This is a genomic window from Saccharothrix stipae, from assembly GCF_054781895.1.
In genome coordinates, this window is record NZ_BAAGTN010000007.1 from 500,779 (window position 1) to 517,196 (window position 16,418).

Consider the following 16,418-nt stretch of genomic DNA (forward strand, 5'->3'; position numbering starts at 1 on the left):
TGGACGTGGCCGTGCCGGAGGACCAAGCGTCGAGGGATGAGGCGCTGTACGCCAGGGTGCAGGAGCTGGAGGACCGCGTCGAGCAGCTGAGCGGCCTGCTGGGCAGGCTCGCCGACGACAGGGGGCGGTACGCGCGGCCGCACGAGCACGGGATCGGCCTGCCCCGCCACCGGGCCGCGCTGGACACCGTCTACCAGGCCACCACGTTCGGTTACGTGGCCGTGTACTTCGTCACCGGGCGCACGGCACGGGTGCGGCTGCTCGTCGGGCCGGAGAGCCCGCCCACCACGAGCGTCGGCTACGTCAGCTCCTACGGCTACGTGGGAGGCGTCGTGCGCCCCGGCGAGTTCTGGATGGCCGCCACTCACAAGCCGGGCATGAAAACCGGTTACGAGTGCGTCTTCACGCCCATGTCCTGAGAGGGGCCGGACGGGACCCGCGCTCCATCGGCCGGGACGTCGCGGCGGAGCAGCGTGTCCGATGGGAGGACGAGTTTCCCCGCCGCCCGGAGGGGAACGTCCTGGTGAACGTCCGAGCGCACGACCGCGAGGCCGTGCCGAGCTGTCCTCTCCGCCACGACGAGGCCTTGGCGCCCGACCCGTTCATGACCCGGATGCGGGGCGAGGCGCCGGTCGTCAAGGTCCGCCTGCCGTACGGGGAGGGCGAGGCCTGGCTCGTGACGCGCCACGACGAGGTCCGGGCGGTCACCTCGGACCGGAGGTTCAGCCGGGCCGCGCTGATCGGGCGGGACTTCCCGCGCATCACCCCGGCGCCCACCGCCCAGCGCGAGGCGATCAACCTGATGGACCCGCCCGCGCTCAACCGGGTCCGCCGGCTGGTCGCCAAGGCGTTCACCACACCGCAGGTCGAGGCGCTGCGACCGTGGGCGCGGCGGACCGCGGACACCCTGCTCGACAGGCGTGGTGACGACCTGGCGCGGGTGGCCACCGGATCGGGGGTGCCCGTGTGAGCGGCGGAGGTGTGCGACGCTGCACCCATGCGTTGCGGGATCGTGCTTCCGTTCTTCGACGCGCCGGACGTCGCGTCGTGCGCGTCGTTGGCCGAGGAGTGCGGCTGGGACGGTGTGTTCCTCGCCGAGGCCGTGTGGGGCGTGGACGCCTGGGTCGCGCTGACCGCGGCGGCGATGCGCACCTCGTCGTTGCGGCTGGGGACGATGCTGACGCCGCTGGCCCGGTTCAAGCCGTGGGACGTGGCGTCCAAGGTGGCGACGCTGGACCGGCTGTCCGGCGGGCGGGTGCAGCTGTCGGTCGGGCTCGGCGCGCTGCACCCGGGGTGGACGGCGTTCGAGCGCGAGACCAGCCGGGCCGAACGGGCGCTGCTGCTCGACGAAGGGCTCGCGGTGTACGACGGGCTGATGCGCGGCCAGCCGTTCTCGTTCTCCGGCCGGCGCTACGACGTGCGGGAAACCGACTTCTTCCCACCGCCGCCGCCCGTGCAGCGGCCCCGGGTGCCGGTGTGGGTGGTGGGCGCGCTCGGACGTCCGGTCTCGATGCGGCGGGCGGTGGCCTGGGACGGGCTGCTGCCCAACGTGATCGACGGTGGTGAGGCGCGCGGGGTGGCGGACCCGGCGGAGCTGGCGGTGGTGGTGGCGCAGGCGCGGGAGGCCCGCACGTCGCTCGGGCTGCCGTGGGAGACCTACGACGTGGTCGCCGAGGGCAAGGCGACCGACGTGGGGGAGTGGGCCGACGCGGGCGCGACCTGGTGGATCGAGTCGGACTGGGAGACCACCGTCGACGCCATGCGCGACCGGATCGCCGCCGGGCCGCCGTCGAGCCGCCGTCGGGACGGGATCGAGGACCCCGGTCCGGGCGGCCGCTCCGCCGCGACATACTGACCGGTATGACCACACTCGACCACTGGGGCGGGACGAGCCGGTACGTCGACCTGGACGGCCCGGTGCACTACGTCGACTTCGGCGGCGACGGGCCGCCGGTGGTGCTCGTGCACGGCTTGGGCGGGTCGCACCTGAACTGGTGCCTGCTCGCGCCGCACCTGGTCGACCGGCACCGCGTGCTGGCCGTCGACCTGGCCGGGTTCGGGCTCACCCACCCGGAGGGGCGCACCACCACGGTGCCCGCCAACGCCCGGCTGCTGGAGCGGTTCCTGGCCGAGGTCGTCGGCGAGCCGGTCGTGCTCGTCGGCAACTCCATGGGCGCGATGATCTCGATCCTGCACACCGCGCGCCGCCCGTCGACCGTGACGGCGCTGGCCCTGCTCGACCCGGCCCTGCCGCTGCCGTTCGGCGTCCGGCTGGACCCGCAGGTGACGGCGGCGTTCGCGATGTACGCCATCCCGGGGCTGGGGCAGTGGTTCCTGGCGAAGTCGCGGGCCGGGGTGTCGACGCGCCGCCAGGTCAAGCGGGTGTTGAACCTGGTCTGCGCCAACCCGAAGCTGGTGCCGGAGGAGATGGTCCTCGCGTCGATGTCGCTGCTGGAGCAGCGCGCGGAGGTGCCCGGCCTGGACGAGGCGTTCCTGGCCGCCGCGCGTTCGGTGGTGTGGACGGGCGCGACCAGCCGGCGGTACTACACGGCGATGAGCAGGGTGCGCGTGCCGGTGTACCTGATGGCGGGGGAGAAGGACCGCTTGGTGCCCGTGGCGTCGGCCCGTGAGGCGGCCCGCCGCAACCCGTCGTGGCGGTTCGAGGTCCTGGAGGGCGTCGGCCACGTGCCGCAGCTGGAGGTGCCGCAGGTGGTGGCCGAGCGGATCAAGGACTGGTTGCCCGGGTGACGAAGCCCCGCCACGCGGAACGGGGGAAGGACAGCGCCGGCCCGGTGGGGTTCTTGGAGTCGCGGACGTCGATCGCATCGGGCACGAACCGGACCTCGACGCAAGCCGGGTTCTCCGCGCTGCGACTGGACTTGAACCAACCGGTGCGGTTGATCGGGTTCACTCGATCTCCTTGCCGATCTGCTCGATCAGGTCGCGCGACTGGACCCGGTCGAGCGCGTAGTCCATGGCCTGGCCGTGAGCCAGACTGTACTCGCGGATCCGCATGGGTTGATCGATCAGATCGGTGGTCGACACGGTCTCCTGCCACACCAGGTCGGGCAGCCTGCTGCTGGCGAAGCCGAGGATGTAGAAGGTCGATCCGCCGATGGCGTTGTGGTAGTCGGCGCTGAACGGCACGATCCGCACGTCGAGCGTGTCCGGGCGCCGGTCGATCTCGGCCGCCAGGTGCCGCAGCTGTGCCGCCATGACCTCCCGGCCGCCGACCATCTGGCGCAGGCCCGACTCGGTGATCACCGTGGTGAGCCGGATCGGGTCGTCGCCCGCGAGTCGCTCCTGGCGCTTCATCCTGACCTCGACCCGGCGGTTGGCCTCCGCGAGCCGGATGCTCGGCGCGCCACCGTTCATGATGGCCATGGCGTAGTCCTCGGTCTGGAGCAGGCTGGTGATCATGCCCGCGCTGTAGGCGCGGATGCTCTCCGCGCCCGCCTCGAAGCCGAAGTAGCGCAACACCTCGGCGCTGAACATCGCCGAGTACGAACTCCACCACGCGCGCTTGGCCGCCACCTCGCGCAGTTCCTGCAACTCCTCGACCTCGGCCTCGTCGAAGTCCAGCACGGCGGCGAGCTCGGCCAGCTTGCGGGCGTTGATCTTGAGCTTCCCGCTCTCGACGCCCGAGATGTAGGACTGGCTGGTGCCGATCGCCTGTCCGGCCGACACCGCCGTGATGTCCATGAGCTCGCGGCGTTCGCGCAGGCGCAGGCCCAGTTCCCAGCCTGACACGGATGGCGACAAGGTCATGATTCATCACCCGATCGGGTTGTGCTAGTTGCTAATATTACCACTTCTCGGCACGATCATAGCAGAGGGCGGAGAAGGGGAGGCTGGGACATGAGCCGGGCGCAGGTGCACCTGTGGGCGCAGGTGCCGAGTGACGTGTGGATCAACTACGAGGTGGAGCCGGGAGGAGGTGCGGTGGTGTTCAAGATCGGTCAGGACGTGGAGCTGTACGTCGATCCACGGGCGTTGACCAAGATCAGCGAGGCGGCGGCGGAGGCGGTCGAGTTGGCGGGTGCGGTGGCGGCCGACCGCCTCAGCTCGCGGTCGCCGTGACCAGTTCGTCGAACCCCGCGCGGATCCCGTCGGCGAGCACTTGGACGTCCGGCACGCCGTCGAAGTCCGCGTTGATGCCGAAGGTGATCTGGTCGAGGTAGGAGAAGATGCCGACGCTGATCCGCATGGTGCTGGCGATCGGCACGTACGGGTAGATCTCGGACAGCCGCCTGCCCAGCATGAACAACGGGATGCGGGGACCGGGGACGTTCGTCGTGACGGTCTGCAGCAGTTGCTGCGGAAACCTCATGGCGGTGCGCGAACCCAGCGCCAGCAGGGTGGGTGCGGCGAAGTTCGACAGGTTCGTGAGCACGTCCGCGCCCGCCGCGTGACGGCTGCTCTTGAGGTCGTCCATCTGAGCCCGGATCGACGCCAGTCGTTCCAACGGGTCCGACTCACTGACAGGGAGGTTCACCAGGACAGCGCTGACCCGGTTGTTCAGCACGCCGCGTTCGGCGGCCGACCGCATCGACACCGGCACCATGCTGCGCACCACCTGACCGTCGGCCAGGTCGTCGCGCTTGGCGAGCAGGTCGCGGAAACCGCGCGTCACCGCCGCGAGGATGACGTCGTTCACCGTGCCACCGGTGACCCGGCGAACGTTCTTGATCTCGGCGAGGTCCGCCCTGGCCCACACCCACCGCCGGTGCGGCCCGATCGGCCCGTTCAAGGTCTTCGGCGTGCCGGCGGCGAGCCGGCGGGCGGTCGTCGGCAGGCTGCCCAGCACGGCTCGGCCGAAGTCGACCACCTCCGAACCGCTGCGCAACCGCCTGGCCAACGCCGGGAACTTGGCCAGGTGCGTGATCGGCGTCAACACCGCGTCGCGCACACCGTCCACGACCAGGTCCAAGGTCGACGGGTTGACGTCGGGCTGCCACCGCACCGGCTCGGGCAGTGGCGCGTCCTCACGCCAGTCCAGCAGCACCTGCATGAGGTCACTGCCCGCGACCCCGTCGATCAGGCAGTGGTGGACCTTGGAGATGATCGCCCACCGACCGTCCTCCAGACCCTCCACCAACCAGACCTCCCACAGCGGCTTGGCGAGGTCGAGGCGTTGCGCGAAGAGCCGTCCGGCGAGGTTGCGGAGCTGGTCGTCCGCACCCGGCGACGGCACGGCGGTGTGTCGGACGTGGTACAGGATCTGGAAGTGCTCGTCGTCCACCCACACCGGGCGGCCGACGTGCAGCGGGAGCGCCTTCACCCGCTGTCGGTAACGCGGCACGTTGCCGAGCTTGGCCGCGAACAGCCGCACCACGTCCCCGTACGACGGCGCCGGACCCTCGAACACCAGGACCGACCCGACGTGCATGGGCACGTTCTCGTCCTCGATGAAGAAGAAACCCGCGTCCATGGCGCTCATCCGGTCCATCGCCCGACCGTAGGCCCGTGCCGTCCCGGCGGTCCAGAGCAGCCGCTGCGCAAGAACCGAGACCTGCCGGTACTGGCGGAATCAACCGCCACGAAACATCATGGTTACTCGGGGTCGCGCTCGACGCGGAGCGGGGGAGGGGCCATGTCAGCACTGCCGCACGTCCCACCGGATCACCCTGACCTGCACGAAGTGCCGGTGCCCGAGCCGGGGCCCGCGCCCGGCCTGCTCTGGTACCTGACCGAGCCGACCCGGGCCGCGGTGGGCATCGGCCACTTCGCGGCCACCCGGTCGCTGCTGCGCGCCGCACCGAGCGGCGACGGCCACACCGTCCTCGTGCTGCCGGGCCTCGGCGCGAACGACGGCTCGACCGCCACGCTGCGCAGGTTCCTCACGAGCCTGGGCTACGACGTGCACGGCTGGGGCCTGGGGCTGAACATCGGTCCGTCGGTCGAGGTCGTGCGCGGGATGCGGGAGTTGCTGCGGGAGCTGACCGTCGGCGGCAAGGTGAGCATCGTCGGCTGGTCGCTGGGCGGCATCTTCGGCCGCGAACTCGCCCGCGAGCACCCCGGCATGGTGCGCCAGGTGATCACGCTGGGCAGCCCGTACGCGATGACCGACCTGCGGCAGACCAGGGTGAACCCGGTGTACCGCCTGCTGGCCAGGTTCTACGTCTCGGGCGCGGACATGCCGCCGCCCGAGCACACCCGGCCGCCGTTCCCCGTGCCGTCGACGTCGGTGTACTCGAAGTCGGACGGCATCGTGGCGTGGCAGACGTGCATCTCCACGCCCGCCGCGCGGTGCGAGAACGTCGCGGTCGCCTCCAGCCACCTCGGCTACGGCCACAACGCCACCGTCCTGTGGGTGATCGCCGACCGCCTCTCCCAACGCCGCAACCGCTGGCACCCGTTCACCCCACCACCGGGCATGGCCCGCATGTTCCCCGAGTCCTGACCACCCGACCGCCCCGGATCCCGCACGCCCGAATCTCGCCGGCCTCCGACGTCCGTCCGGTCTAGGGTTCGGTGAGTGTGGGACCAGCTGGAACACGCCTACGGCTTGGCGACCGACGTGCCGGACCTGTTGGCGCAGGTCCGCGATCCGGTGGCCGCGCCGGCCGCGATCGGCGAGCTGAACGCCAACGTCTACCACAACGGTGAAGCCGTGTACTCGGCCGCGCCCGCACTCCTGCCCGCCCTGCTCGACCTGGCCGAAGACCCGACCATCACGGTCCGCACGGCGGTCGTCGACACCGTCGGCGACCTCGCCCACACCGCCCGGACCGCCGAACCGCACGCCGTGCACGAGGCGTGGCCACCGGCGTGGGCCGCGGCCGTGCCACGTTTGCTGCGCCTGCTCGGCGACTCGGACGTGGAAGTCCGGCGGATGGTCACGTTCCCGCTGGCGCAGGCACGAGGGCACGACGTGTGGCCACACCTGCGCGACAGGTTCGCCGTCGAACCCGACCTCCCGGCCCGGCTGGGCCTGGTCGTCGCCACCGCACACCACGCCGACCCCGCCGCCCGCTCCTGGCTGACCGGCCTGCTGCCCGACCCGACCGTTCGGCTGGCCGCGGCAGCCGGGCTGTGGCGCTTGGGGATCGCGACGGACGCGCGCTCGTTGCTGGACGGCTTCGCCGACGTGAGCGGCTGGGCGGACACCTGGTGCGTGGGCAGCCCACGCCCGTCGGCTGTCGTGTGGTGGCTCAACCGGGAACTGGGCGACGACCGAGCTACCCGCCGAACGCTCGTCGCCGGCCTGCTGGACCACCCGGACCCGGACATCCGCGCCGGCGCCCTCTGGTCCTCGCCCCCACTCCTCGATGCTGACCTCCTACCCCTGATCGCCGACCGCCTGCCCGACGAGGAACCGGAAAACCGCCGCCTGGCCGCATCCCTGCTCGCCTCCACCCAAACCCCGCCCGCCGGCACCCCCACCGACCCCACCCCGCCCGCCGTCACCTACGACCTCGGCCCGTTCGCCGACGACCTGGCCCTCGCCGCACGGGACGTCTACCTGCCCGCCGCCGACGCCGCGCTGACCGCACTCGCCCTGCTGGGTGACGTTCGCGCCGTGGAACCGTTGCGGCAACGGCTGTCCGGTCCTCGCCTCGGCCTGACCGCGCAACCGCGAACGCGCCCGTGGTCACCACCGCCCCTGGACGAAGTCCTCACCGCGATGCGCGACCACGCCGACGCCCTCCTCCCCGCCGTGCGCGCCCGCCTCGACACCACCTCCGACCAGCTGGAACGCGCCGCCTTCCACCGCATCCTCAACTCCTGGCAAGCCTCCACCCAGCACCCCCACCCCCACTGACGCCTCGACCATCCTCAGTGGACCGGTCTCGGCTCCGACCGGCGAAACGCGGACTGCGGTGTCCCGAACCTTCCTCCACCACAACGGGCTCGTCACCGGAAACGATCACCTGATTCACCCCTTGTGTTGACCACCTCTTCACCCCAGGGTTCAGCGCGGCCCGTTGGCTCCGACGGGCAACCCTGACGGAGGTGGAGCATGTCCCCTGCACGCAAGATCGTCGCGTCCCTGTTCGCGGCCGTCACGCTCTCGACGTTCCTCACGACCCCCGCGCACGCGGCGACCGACGCCGAACTCGCCTACTACTGGGCGCCGGTGCACTACCAGGACACCGACTCGTCCGATTACGACGCCGACTACCTGTCCACTGTGGACTTCGACGGCGAGTGGAACACGCTGGACAACTGGGAGGCCCAGGACGACTCGCTGGCCAGGCTCACCGGTGCCGCGTACTACTCGGTCGTGGAGACCTCGACCCACTGGTTCCTGGTCTACAGCTTCTACCACCCGCGCGACTGGGAGGACTTCGCCGACCCGTTCGAGCAGTTCACCCATGAGAATGACATGGAAGGCCTGCTGGCGACCGTCCGCAAGGACGGCTCGACCTACGGCAAGCTCGAAGCCGTGGTGACGGTGGCGCACAGCGACTTCTACTCGTACGTCCCGGCCGGCAGCACGTTCACGTCCGGGCGCGAGGGTGTCGACGGCACGTTGCGGCTCCAGGGCACCCGGCCGACCACGCGCCAGGAGGCCAAGGGGCACGGCCTGTACGCGTGGAACGGCGCGGAGTTCCCGGGCGGCGACGGCGTGGTGTACGTGCCGAGCGCGACCGGCGAGGTGCCGTCGGGCGGGAACGACCGCTCGGTCGGCTACCGGCTCGTGGACACCTTCGCCGCCGGCGGCCTGTGGGCGCAGCGCAACAGCTCGACGACGTTCGCGAGCTGGGGCACGTTCCGCGGTGACAACGGCAAGGACAACTCGGCGAACACCGCCTGGGGCTGGGACGACGGCAACGACGGCAGCGACCTCCAGCGCGGCATGCTCGCCACCGACCCCGCCTACCTGGTCTCGGTCTACTTCGCCAACCGCGGCACGTTCAGCCTGACCTACACCCGCAACGCCTACCGCTAACCCACCCGAGAGTCCAACCCCCACCCCGCGCGAGTCCTACGTTCGCGTCACGCGTGTCCTACGTTCAGAACACCCGAGTTCAACGTTCAGAACAAGATCGACTGTTCTGAGCGTTGAACTCGGGGTACGCGAACGTAGGACACGCGTGTTCCGAACGTAGGACTCTCGCGTTCTGAACGTAGGACACGCGCGTTCTGAACGTAGGACACGCGCGTTCTGGAGGTAGGACTCGCGCGGGCTGGAGGTAGGACTCTCGCGATGGTGGGGTGGGACACGCGGGGGTGAGGGGTGGGATGTGCGGATGAAGGTTGGGTGTTGGCGGTTTAGGGTGGGTGGGTGAGTGCGCGGGTGGTGGGGGTGTCGGTGGCCCGAGCGGTGACCGAGGTGTTGGCGCCGTGGGTGTTGGTGCTGGGGTTGCCGTTGCTGGTGGCGTGGCGGGCGACCGGGAACGTCGCGGAGAGCCTGCTGTGGGGCGCGGTCGTCGGGTTGACCGGGTCGGTGATCCCGATGGCGGTGGTCGTGCGCGGCGCGCGGCAGGGGCGGTGGGACGGCCACCACGTCACCAACCGCGAGGGACGGCTGGTGCCGCTGCTGGTGTGCGTGGCCTCGCTCGGCCTCGGCATCGCCGCACTGGTGCTGGGCGCCGCGCCGCGGGCGATGGTGGCGTTGGCGCTGTCGATGTTCCTCAGCCTCCTGCTGTGCCTTGCCGTGACGTTCGCCCTGCCCGTGAACGGCGCCCGCGGCTGGAAGGTCTCCTTCCACGCGGCCGTGGCGGCCGGCGCGGTGGCGATCCTCACCATCACCTACGGCCCCTGGGTCCTGCTCGCCGCACCGCTGGTCGCGCTCGTGGCCTGGTCACGCGTCGTGCTCGGCGATCACACGAAAGCGCAGGTCGTCGTGGGCACGACCTGCGGCGCGGCGGTGGGCGGCACGGCCTTCTGGCTGCTCACCTCATCGTGAGGGCGCTCACCCCCGGCAACGACCGGCCAAGCCTTACCCTCCGGTGATGACGCTGAGGCTCGACACCGCAGGCCCGGTGGCGACGTTGACCATCGACCGCCCGGCCAAGCGCAACGCGATGAGCTACGACATGTGGTCCGCGCTGCCCGGCCTGCTGGCCGAGGTGCGCGACGACGACGCGGTGCGCGTGCTCGTGGTCCGCGGTGGCGAGCACTTCTCGGCGGGCGCGGACATCAGCGAGTTCTCCACCCTGCGCAAGGGCGCGGACGGCGCGGCCCGGTACGGCGAGGCCGTGCACGGCGGCGAACGCGCCATCGCCACCCTCGGCAAGCCCACCATCGCCGCCATCACCGGCTTCTGCATCGGCGGCGGCTGCGAGATCGCGCTGGCCTGCGACCTGAGGGTGGCGGCGGCCGACGCCCGGTTCGGCATCACGCCCGCCAAGCTCGGCATCGTCTACAACCTCACGTCCACCAAGCAGTTGGTCGACGTGGTCGGCCCGGCGTGGGCCAAGCAGATCCTGTTCAGCGGCGAGATCATCGACGCGGCCACCGCGCTGCGCATCGGCCTGGTCAACGAGGTGCACCCGGCGGACGCGCTGGCAGCCCGGGTCAAGCAGCTGTCGGAGACCATCGCCGCCCGCGCGCAGGTCAGCGTCCGGGGTGCGAAGCAGATCGTCAACCGGATCACCGAGGGGCAGCACGACGAGGACGACGCCGTGCGCGCGCTGTACGACGAGGCCGTGCACAGCCCCGAGTACGCGGAGGGCGTGGCGGCGTTCTTGGAGAAGCGGACCCCGAGGTTCTGAACGCCGGCCCGTGGGTATCTCGACCCCATGGACGAACACCCGATCGAAGGCGACCCGAACGACCCGGATCAGCACATCAACCCCGACCCGCCGCACTCGCCGGGCACCCCAGAGCCGCCCGACCTCGACGTGGACCCGGAGCAGTTCCTCGACGAGGGCGAGCGGCGCGGGAAGCAGGACGAGCCGCCGTCCTAGACCGGCAGGTCCAGGAGGGCGGCTCGCCCGGGGGAACGACGGACTGCTCGGAGTACGGCGGCGTCAGTCGCCGTCGTACTTGTTCGTGTCGCCGGGCCACTCGCCGGTGAGCTTGTCGTAACCGGCCGCGCCGCCGCGGTCGATCGCGGCCTTCACCACGCCGAAGATCGCGCCCTGGACGGACGCCGCCAGCAGCACCTCACCCCAGCTCCGGTCCTTCTGGGTGGGCGTGGGTGCTTCCTTCGTGCCGGTGATCAGCTTCCACACCTGGCCGAACAACGCGCTGGCGGCGAGACCGCCGAGCACGCCGAACAGCATGCCGAGCGGGCGGTACAGGAGCTTGTTCACGTTCACCGCCCCCTCCGCAGGAGCTTCCACAGCACCAGCACGGCCGCCGCGGCACCGGCCCAGACCGCGGCCGGGTGCTTGCGCGCCTGCCGAACGCCCTGCTCGACGCGCTGCTGCACGGGCGGCGGCAACGACCCGACGACCTGCGTGGCCTTCGTGCCGACCTGCTCCGCGACCTCGCTCGCCTTGTGCCCGACCTGCTCGGCCACCTCACCGGCCTTGTGGCCGACCTGCGTCGCCGCCTCGCTCGCCTTGTGGCTCACCTGGGTCGCGACCTCGCTCGCCTTCTGGCCGACCTGGGACGCCGCGGCACCGGCCCTCTCGCCGATCACGGCTGCCTTCTCACCGACCGCCGCACCGGCCGCGCCGACCGCCGCGCCCGCCTTGCCGACCTGCTCGCCCGCCTTGTCCGCGGTCTTGTCGGCGGCCTGGCTCACCTTGGCGGTGGTCTTGCCGGCCGCCGCCGCCACCGCCGCGTTGGCCCGCGTAGCGGTCTCCTTCACCTGTTCCACTCCTTCGTGCGCCTTGTTCTTCACGCGCCCGGGCACGTCCGTCTTGTGCACCAGCGCTTCCACCGTGTCACCGAGCTCGCGCCGGGTCTGCTCGACATCGGCGCGCAGCTCGTCCGGATCCTGCGGAACGTTCTTGCCGCTCATCGGTGTGCCCTCTCGCTCACGGTGGCGATGTCCTGCTTGACACCCGCAATGGCCTCTTCCGGCACCGGTGGGGTGCCGCGTTCGATCTGCTTGCGGCCGACCAGCGCGAGCACGCCCGCGATGATGAACACGGCCACCGCGACGACGAACGCCGCGATCCACGCCGGCATGGCGGTGGCCAGCAGCAGCACCAGCCCCGCGAGCACCGTCATCAGGCCGAACCAGGCCAGCACGCCCGCACCGCCGAGCAGTCCGGCGCCCGTGCCGACGCGCTTGCCCTTCGAGCGCATCTCGGCGACGGCCAACCGCATCTCGTCCCGGGCCAGCCTGGTCACCTGTTCGGACAACCTGTTCACCAGCTCCGCGGTGGACGGTTCGCGCTCGGCGCCGCGGTCCGTGATCCGATCGGCGCTGCGGTCCGTGACCCGATCGGCGTTCCGATCAGCCGCGCGGGTGGCGGCGACGTGACTCATGGCCGTCTCCTCTCTCCACTCGCCCTCCGACTACCCGAAAACCCGTGGGTGTACGCACGGTGTTCGGGGGAAACCCGTCGCCCATGGCGCACGCACCGGAGGCACCCACCCAACTGCCGAAGCGCTCCTGGTGGGGCGTGCTCAAGCGGACGGTCAAGGAGTTCGGCGACGACAACCTCACCGACTGGGCGGCCGCCCTCACCTACTACGCGGTGCTGTCGCTGTTCCCCGGCCTGCTGCTGCTGACCGCGCTGCTGGGGCTGCTCGGTCCGGACGCGACCAAGTCCATTGTGGACAGCCTGGACGCGCTCGGCCCCGGCGAGGCGAAGGACACCATCGCGGGCGCGCTGGAGAACCTGCAGAAGTCGCAGGCCAGCGGGCTGCTCGCGATCGTCGGCCTGGTCACCGCGCTCTGGTCGGCCTCGGGGTACGTGGGCGCGTTCATGCGCGCGGCCAACTCGATCTACGACGTCGAGGAGGGTCGACCGTTCTGGAAGGTCATCCCGCTGCGGTTGGGCCTGACGGTCGGCGTGGTCGTGCTGCTGGCGCTGACCGCGCTGGGTGTGACGCTCACCGGAGGGGTGGCCGAGTGGCTGGGCGAGGTGCTCGGGCTCGGCTCGACGTTCGTCACCGTCTGGGACGTCGCCAAGTGGCCGGTGCTGTTCGTGCTCGCGAGCCTGGCGATCGGGCTGCTGTTCTGGGCGTCGCCGAACGTGCGGCAGCCGAGCTTCCTGTGGATCACGCCGGGCGGGCTGCTGACCGTGGTCGTGTGGGTCGCCGCGTCGCTGGGCTTCGCGTTCTACGTGGCGAACTTCGGGTCCTACAACAAGACCTACGGCTCACTGGCCGGTGTGATCATCTTCCTGGTGTGGCTGTGGATCTCGAACCTGGCCCTGCTGCTCGGCGCGGAACTGGACGCGGAGCTGGAGCGGGGCAGGCGGATCGAGGCCGGGCAGCCCGAGGGGCGGGACCCGGTGGCCCCGCCCCGCGACACGGCGGCGATGGACTGACCCCGGCCCGGCGGGGGTCAGGCCTGCTGCTCGGAGACCTGCTTGCGCACCTCGTCCATGTCGACCTTGCGGGCCTGCTCGATCAGGTCCTCCAGCGCCGACTCCGGCAGTGCGCCCGGCTGCGCGTAGAGCACGACGCCGTCGCGCACGATCATCAGGGTCGGGATCGACCGGATCTGGAACGCCGCGGCCAACTGCTGCTGCGCCTCGGTGTCGACCTTGCCGAACACGATGTCGTCGTGCTTCTCGGCGGACTTCTCGTAGGTCGGCGCGAACTGGTGGCACGGACCGCACCAGTCCGCCCAGAAGTCGACCAGGACCATCTCGGAGCCGCCGACAACCTCGTCGAAGTTCTCCGCGGTCAGCTCCACGGTGGCCATAGGTCCTCCTCGCTGTGGACATGGGGTCGCGCCCCCTTGTACCCCGACCAACGATCGCCGCGCGCCGACAATTCCCCGCGACCCTCCTTCAACGGCGTGTGGACGTCTTCAACAGAACGTTGTAGCTTTCGGTTCACCCGAAAGCAGGAGGTGTCCCGTGCGCAGGACCGCAGCCCTCGTCCTGTCCCTGTTCGCGCTGGTGGCGTGCGGTTCACCGGGCGAGGACCCACCGGCCGGTCCCGCCGACGACCTGCCGTCGACCGCGGCCATCGTGGAGGCGGTCACCAAGGACGACGCCCTGGCCGCGACCCTGCCGGCCGCCGTCACCCGGGCGGGCAAGTTGCGGGTCGGCTCGAACATCCAGAACCCGCCGAACAACTTCTACGCCGCCGACGGCAAGACCCCGGTCGGCTCCGAGGTCGACCTGGTCAAGGCGGTCGCGGCGAAGCTCGGGCTGACCGTCGAGCACCAGGACATGGCGTTCGGCTCGCTCATCACGAGCCTGCAGGCCGGCCGGATCGACGTGACCATGGCCGCGATGAACGACACCCCGGAACGGCAGCAGGCGATCGACTTCGTCGACTACTTCACCTCCGGCATCACGATCATGGTGCAGAAGGGCAACCCGGCGGGCATCAAGAGCCCCGACGACCTCTGCGGCAAGTCCGTCGCGGTGAACCTGGGCTCCAGCCAGGAGACCTACGCGAAGCAGTTCCAGTGCCTGTCCGGCCAGCCGATCGGGGTGACCGCCACCGACAGCGACACGCAGAACCAGAACCAGCTGCGCACGGGCCGGGTGGCGGCGATCCTCAACGACCTGCCCACCGCCGTCTACGTGGCCAAGACCGCCGGTGACGGCGAGTTCTTCGAGGTCGTGGACCTGGCCCCGATCAACGGCGGCCCGTACGGCATCGGCGTCAACAAGAGCACCCCGGAGCTGACTGCGGCGCTGCGGAACGCGTTGCAGGCGCTGATCGACGACGGCACCTACGGCAAGCTCCTCGAAGCCTGGGACGTCGAGCAGGGCGCGGTGACCAAGGCGACCGTCAATGGCCAGTGACCGCTCGCCGGTGGCCGGTGAGGCGTCAGCGCCTGGTGGTCGACAGCCAGTGGCCGGGGACACCGAAGATTCGGTCGTCGTCCCGCTGAGGCACTGGGGGCGGTGGGTCGGGGGCGCACTGATCCTGGTGGTCCTGGGCGCGCTGGGCTGGGCGCTGGCCGGCGCGAAGATCGACTATGCCGCCGTGCCCGGGTTCTTCACCCACGACATCATGCTGCGCGGCCTGGTCAACACGGTCGTGCTCGCGTTGGCGGCGCAGGCGGGCGCGATCGTGCTCGGCGTGCTGATCGCGCTGCTGCGCCGCTCGGCCAACCCGGTCGCCCGCTGGTTCGCCGCCGGGTACGTGTGGCTGTTCCGCGGCCTGCCGGTGCTGCTGCAGATCCTGCTGTGGTTCAACCTGGCGCTGGTGTTCGAGAACATCTCCATCCCGGGGCTGTTCGAGGAGAAGACCAACGTGCTGGTGACCGCGTTCGTCGCGGCGCTGCTCGGGTTGGGGCTCAACGAGAGCGCGTACATGGCCGAGATCGTGCGGGCCGGGCTGAACAGCGTGGACCACGGCCAGGTCGAGGCCGCCAAGGCCATCGGCATGTCGCCCGCGACCACGTTGCGCCGGGTCGTGCTGCCGCAGGCCATGCGGGTGATCATCCCGCCGACCGGCAACAACTTCGTCAACATGCTCAAGGGCACGTCCATGGCGTCGGTCATCGGGTTCCTGGAGCTGATCCACGCGGCCAACAACATCGCCTCGCGCAACCTGCAGATCATGGAGACGCTGCTGGCCGCCGCCGCGTGGTACATGGTCGTGGTCAGCGTCGCGAGCGTCGGTCAGCACTTCCTGGAGCGCTACTACGGCAAGGGGGTGGCCCGATGACGCTCGTGCGGGCGGTGGGCGTGCGCAAGTTGTTCGGGTCGGTCGAGGTGTTGCGCGGCGTGGACCTCACCGTGGACGCCGGTCAGGTGGTGTGCCTGCTGGGGCCGTCGGGTGCGGGCAAGTCGACGTTCCTGCGCTGCGTGAACCACCTGGAGACGATCGACGCCGGCCGGATCTGGGTCGACGGCCAGGCCGTGGGGTTCACCTCGCGCGGCGGGAAGCTGTTCGAGCTGCGCGAACGGGAGGTGGCGCGGCAACGGCGCGGCATCGGCATGGTGTTCCAGCGGTTCAACCTGTTCCCGCACCGCACGGCGGTGGAGAACGTCGCCGAAGGCCCGGTGCACGTGCTGCGGACCCCGCGGAAGGCGGCGCTGGCGGAGGCACGGGCGTTGCTGGACCGGGTGGGGTTGGCGGACAAGGCGGGCTCGTACCCGCACCAGCTCTCCGGCGGGCAGCAGCAACGGGTGGCGATCGCGCGGGCGCTGGCGATGCGGCCCAGGCTCATGCTGTTCGACGAGCCGACCTCGGCGCTGGACCCGGAGCTGGTCGGCGAGGTGCTGGACGTGATGGTGGACCTCGCCCGCGAGGGCATGACGATGGTCGTGGTCACGCACGAGGTCGGGTTCGCCCGGCAGGTGGCCGACTCGGTGGTGTTCATGGTGGACGGCGCGGTGGTCGAGGCCGGGCCGCCGGAGCAGGTGCTGGACAATCCGCGGCAGCAACGCACGCAGCAGTTCCTCGCGAAGGTGCTCTAGGTGGTC

Annotated in this window: 22 protein-coding genes; 15 read left to right on the forward strand and 7 right to left on the reverse strand. The window is 70.8% G+C overall.

The features are described 5' to 3' along the window. Positions 1 to 5: 5 nt before the first annotated feature. The 4 genes from ACYVLT_RS14990 (at position 6) to ACYVLT_RS15005 (ending at position 2,748) form a co-directional block, all read left to right on the forward strand. On the forward strand, positions 6 to 419 hold the full coding sequence (locus ACYVLT_RS14990; RefSeq protein ID WP_461120781.1) for a hypothetical protein: 414 nt from the start codon (positions 6 to 8) through the stop codon (positions 417 to 419). Positions 420 to 523: 104 nt separating this feature from the next. Continuing rightward, complete coding sequence (locus ACYVLT_RS14995) at positions 524 to 970, forward strand: hypothetical protein (protein WP_461120782.1); 447 nt, start codon at positions 524 to 526, stop codon at positions 968 to 970. 27 nt (positions 971 to 997) lie between these two features. Continuing rightward, complete coding sequence (locus tag ACYVLT_RS15000) at positions 998 to 1,855, forward strand: LLM class flavin-dependent oxidoreductase (RefSeq protein ID WP_461120783.1); 858 nt, start codon at positions 998 to 1,000, stop codon at positions 1,853 to 1,855. A 5-nt stretch (positions 1,856 to 1,860) separates the two neighbouring features. Continuing rightward, entirely contained in the window at positions 1,861 to 2,748 is an 888-nt protein-coding gene (locus ACYVLT_RS15005; protein WP_461120784.1) for an alpha/beta fold hydrolase, read from the forward strand. Here ACYVLT_RS15005 and ACYVLT_RS15010 read toward each other — a convergent pair. Continuing rightward, the gene (locus ACYVLT_RS15010) at positions 2,726 to 2,911 is read right to left on the reverse strand and encodes a DUF397 domain-containing protein (RefSeq protein WP_461120785.1); all 186 of its coding nucleotides are present in this window, start codon (positions 2,909 to 2,911) and stop codon (positions 2,726 to 2,728) included. The two genes, ACYVLT_RS15005 and ACYVLT_RS15010, sit on opposite strands and share 23 nt — an antisense overlap. Continuing rightward, complete coding sequence (locus ACYVLT_RS15015) at positions 2,908 to 3,768, reverse strand: helix-turn-helix domain-containing protein (RefSeq protein WP_461120786.1); 861 nt, start codon at positions 3,766 to 3,768, stop codon at positions 2,908 to 2,910. The genes ACYVLT_RS15010 and ACYVLT_RS15015 overlap by 4 nt, the downstream gene beginning before the upstream one ends. Positions 3,769 to 3,858: 90 nt before the next feature. On the opposite strand from ACYVLT_RS15015, the gene ACYVLT_RS15020 reads away from it, so the two are divergent. Next, the gene (locus ACYVLT_RS15020) at positions 3,859 to 4,080 is read left to right on the forward strand and encodes a hypothetical protein (RefSeq protein ID WP_461120787.1); all 222 of its coding nucleotides are present in this window, start codon (positions 3,859 to 3,861) and stop codon (positions 4,078 to 4,080) included. On the opposite strand, the gene ACYVLT_RS15025 is transcribed toward ACYVLT_RS15020, so the two are convergent. Further along, entirely contained in the window at positions 4,061 to 5,449 is a 1,389-nt protein-coding gene (locus ACYVLT_RS15025) for a WS/DGAT/MGAT family O-acyltransferase (protein ID WP_461120788.1), read from the reverse strand. The two genes, ACYVLT_RS15020 and ACYVLT_RS15025, sit on opposite strands and share 20 nt — an antisense overlap. 144 nt (positions 5,450 to 5,593) lie before the next feature. On the opposite strand from ACYVLT_RS15025, the gene ACYVLT_RS15030 reads away from it, so the two are divergent. From ACYVLT_RS15030 to ACYVLT_RS15055, 6 genes are all read left to right on the forward strand, one after another. Beyond that, entirely contained in the window at positions 5,594 to 6,403 is an 810-nt protein-coding gene (locus tag ACYVLT_RS15030; RefSeq protein WP_461120789.1) for a lipase family alpha/beta hydrolase, read from the forward strand. Positions 6,404 to 6,478: 75 nt separating this feature from the next. Next, the gene (locus ACYVLT_RS15035) at positions 6,479 to 7,765 is read left to right on the forward strand and encodes a HEAT repeat domain-containing protein (RefSeq protein ID WP_461120790.1); all 1,287 of its coding nucleotides are present in this window, start codon (positions 6,479 to 6,481) and stop codon (positions 7,763 to 7,765) included. A gap of 198 nt (positions 7,766 to 7,963) precedes the next feature. Beyond that, the gene (locus ACYVLT_RS15040; RefSeq protein WP_461120791.1) at positions 7,964 to 8,896 is read left to right on the forward strand and encodes a hypothetical protein; all 933 of its coding nucleotides are present in this window, start codon (positions 7,964 to 7,966) and stop codon (positions 8,894 to 8,896) included. A gap of 336 nt (positions 8,897 to 9,232) precedes the next feature. Continuing rightward, a complete protein-coding gene (locus ACYVLT_RS15045) occupies positions 9,233 to 9,856 on the forward strand; it encodes a hypothetical protein (protein WP_461120792.1) in 624 nt (207 codons plus the stop codon). 46 nt (positions 9,857 to 9,902) lie between these two features. Further along, a complete protein-coding gene (locus tag ACYVLT_RS15050; RefSeq protein WP_461120793.1) occupies positions 9,903 to 10,664 on the forward strand; it encodes an enoyl-CoA hydratase/isomerase family protein in 762 nt (253 codons plus the stop codon). A gap of 27 nt (positions 10,665 to 10,691) precedes the next feature. Next, the gene (locus ACYVLT_RS15055) at positions 10,692 to 10,859 is read left to right on the forward strand and encodes a hypothetical protein (protein ID WP_461120794.1); all 168 of its coding nucleotides are present in this window, start codon (positions 10,692 to 10,694) and stop codon (positions 10,857 to 10,859) included. Between the two features lie 63 nt (positions 10,860 to 10,922). Here the strand turns inward: ACYVLT_RS15055 and ACYVLT_RS15060 are convergent, their stop codons facing one another. The 3 genes from ACYVLT_RS15060 to ACYVLT_RS15070 are packed head-to-tail and all read right to left on the reverse strand — an operon-like array spanning position 10,923 to position 12,336. Beyond that, positions 10,923 to 11,207, reverse strand: coding sequence for a DUF4235 domain-containing protein (locus ACYVLT_RS15060; RefSeq protein ID WP_461121126.1), 285 nt, complete (start codon positions 11,205 to 11,207; stop codon positions 10,923 to 10,925). A 2-nt stretch (positions 11,208 to 11,209) separates the two neighbouring features. Next, entirely contained in the window at positions 11,210 to 11,863 is a 654-nt protein-coding gene (locus ACYVLT_RS15065) for a DUF3618 domain-containing protein (RefSeq protein WP_461120795.1), read from the reverse strand. Then, complete coding sequence (locus ACYVLT_RS15070; RefSeq protein ID WP_461120796.1) at positions 11,860 to 12,336, reverse strand: phage holin family protein; 477 nt, start codon at positions 12,334 to 12,336, stop codon at positions 11,860 to 11,862. Before ACYVLT_RS15070 ends, ACYVLT_RS15065 begins: the two co-directional genes overlap by 4 nt. 83 nt (positions 12,337 to 12,419) lie before the next feature. On the opposite strand from ACYVLT_RS15070, the gene ACYVLT_RS15075 reads away from it, so the two are divergent. Beyond that, positions 12,420 to 13,346 (forward strand): YihY/virulence factor BrkB family protein, encoded by a 927-nt coding sequence (locus ACYVLT_RS15075; protein ID WP_461120797.1) that lies wholly within the window; start codon positions 12,420 to 12,422, stop codon positions 13,344 to 13,346. A gap of 17 nt (positions 13,347 to 13,363) precedes the next feature. Here the strand turns inward: ACYVLT_RS15075 and trxA are convergent, their stop codons facing one another. Beyond that, on the reverse strand, positions 13,364 to 13,726 hold the full coding sequence (trxA, locus tag ACYVLT_RS15080; protein WP_360466486.1) for a thioredoxin: 363 nt from the start codon (positions 13,724 to 13,726) through the stop codon (positions 13,364 to 13,366). A gap of 157 nt (positions 13,727 to 13,883) precedes the next feature. Here trxA and ACYVLT_RS15085 point away from each other — a divergent pair, with 157 nt between their 5' ends. Genes ACYVLT_RS15085 through ACYVLT_RS15095 form a run of 3 tightly spaced genes read left to right on the forward strand, consistent with a single transcriptional unit; the run spans position 13,884 to position 16,412 of the window. Beyond that, entirely contained in the window at positions 13,884 to 14,786 is a 903-nt protein-coding gene (locus tag ACYVLT_RS15085; RefSeq protein WP_461120798.1) for an ABC transporter substrate-binding protein, read from the forward strand. After that, positions 14,776 to 15,657, forward strand: a complete 882-nt coding sequence (locus tag ACYVLT_RS15090; RefSeq protein WP_461120799.1) for an amino acid ABC transporter permease — start codon at positions 14,776 to 14,778, stop codon at positions 15,655 to 15,657. Before ACYVLT_RS15085 ends, ACYVLT_RS15090 begins: the two co-directional genes overlap by 11 nt. Then, the gene (locus ACYVLT_RS15095) at positions 15,654 to 16,412 is read left to right on the forward strand and encodes an amino acid ABC transporter ATP-binding protein (RefSeq protein ID WP_461120800.1); all 759 of its coding nucleotides are present in this window, start codon (positions 15,654 to 15,656) and stop codon (positions 16,410 to 16,412) included. Before ACYVLT_RS15090 ends, ACYVLT_RS15095 begins: the two co-directional genes overlap by 4 nt. The last annotated feature ends 6 nt before the right edge of the window (positions 16,413 to 16,418 follow it).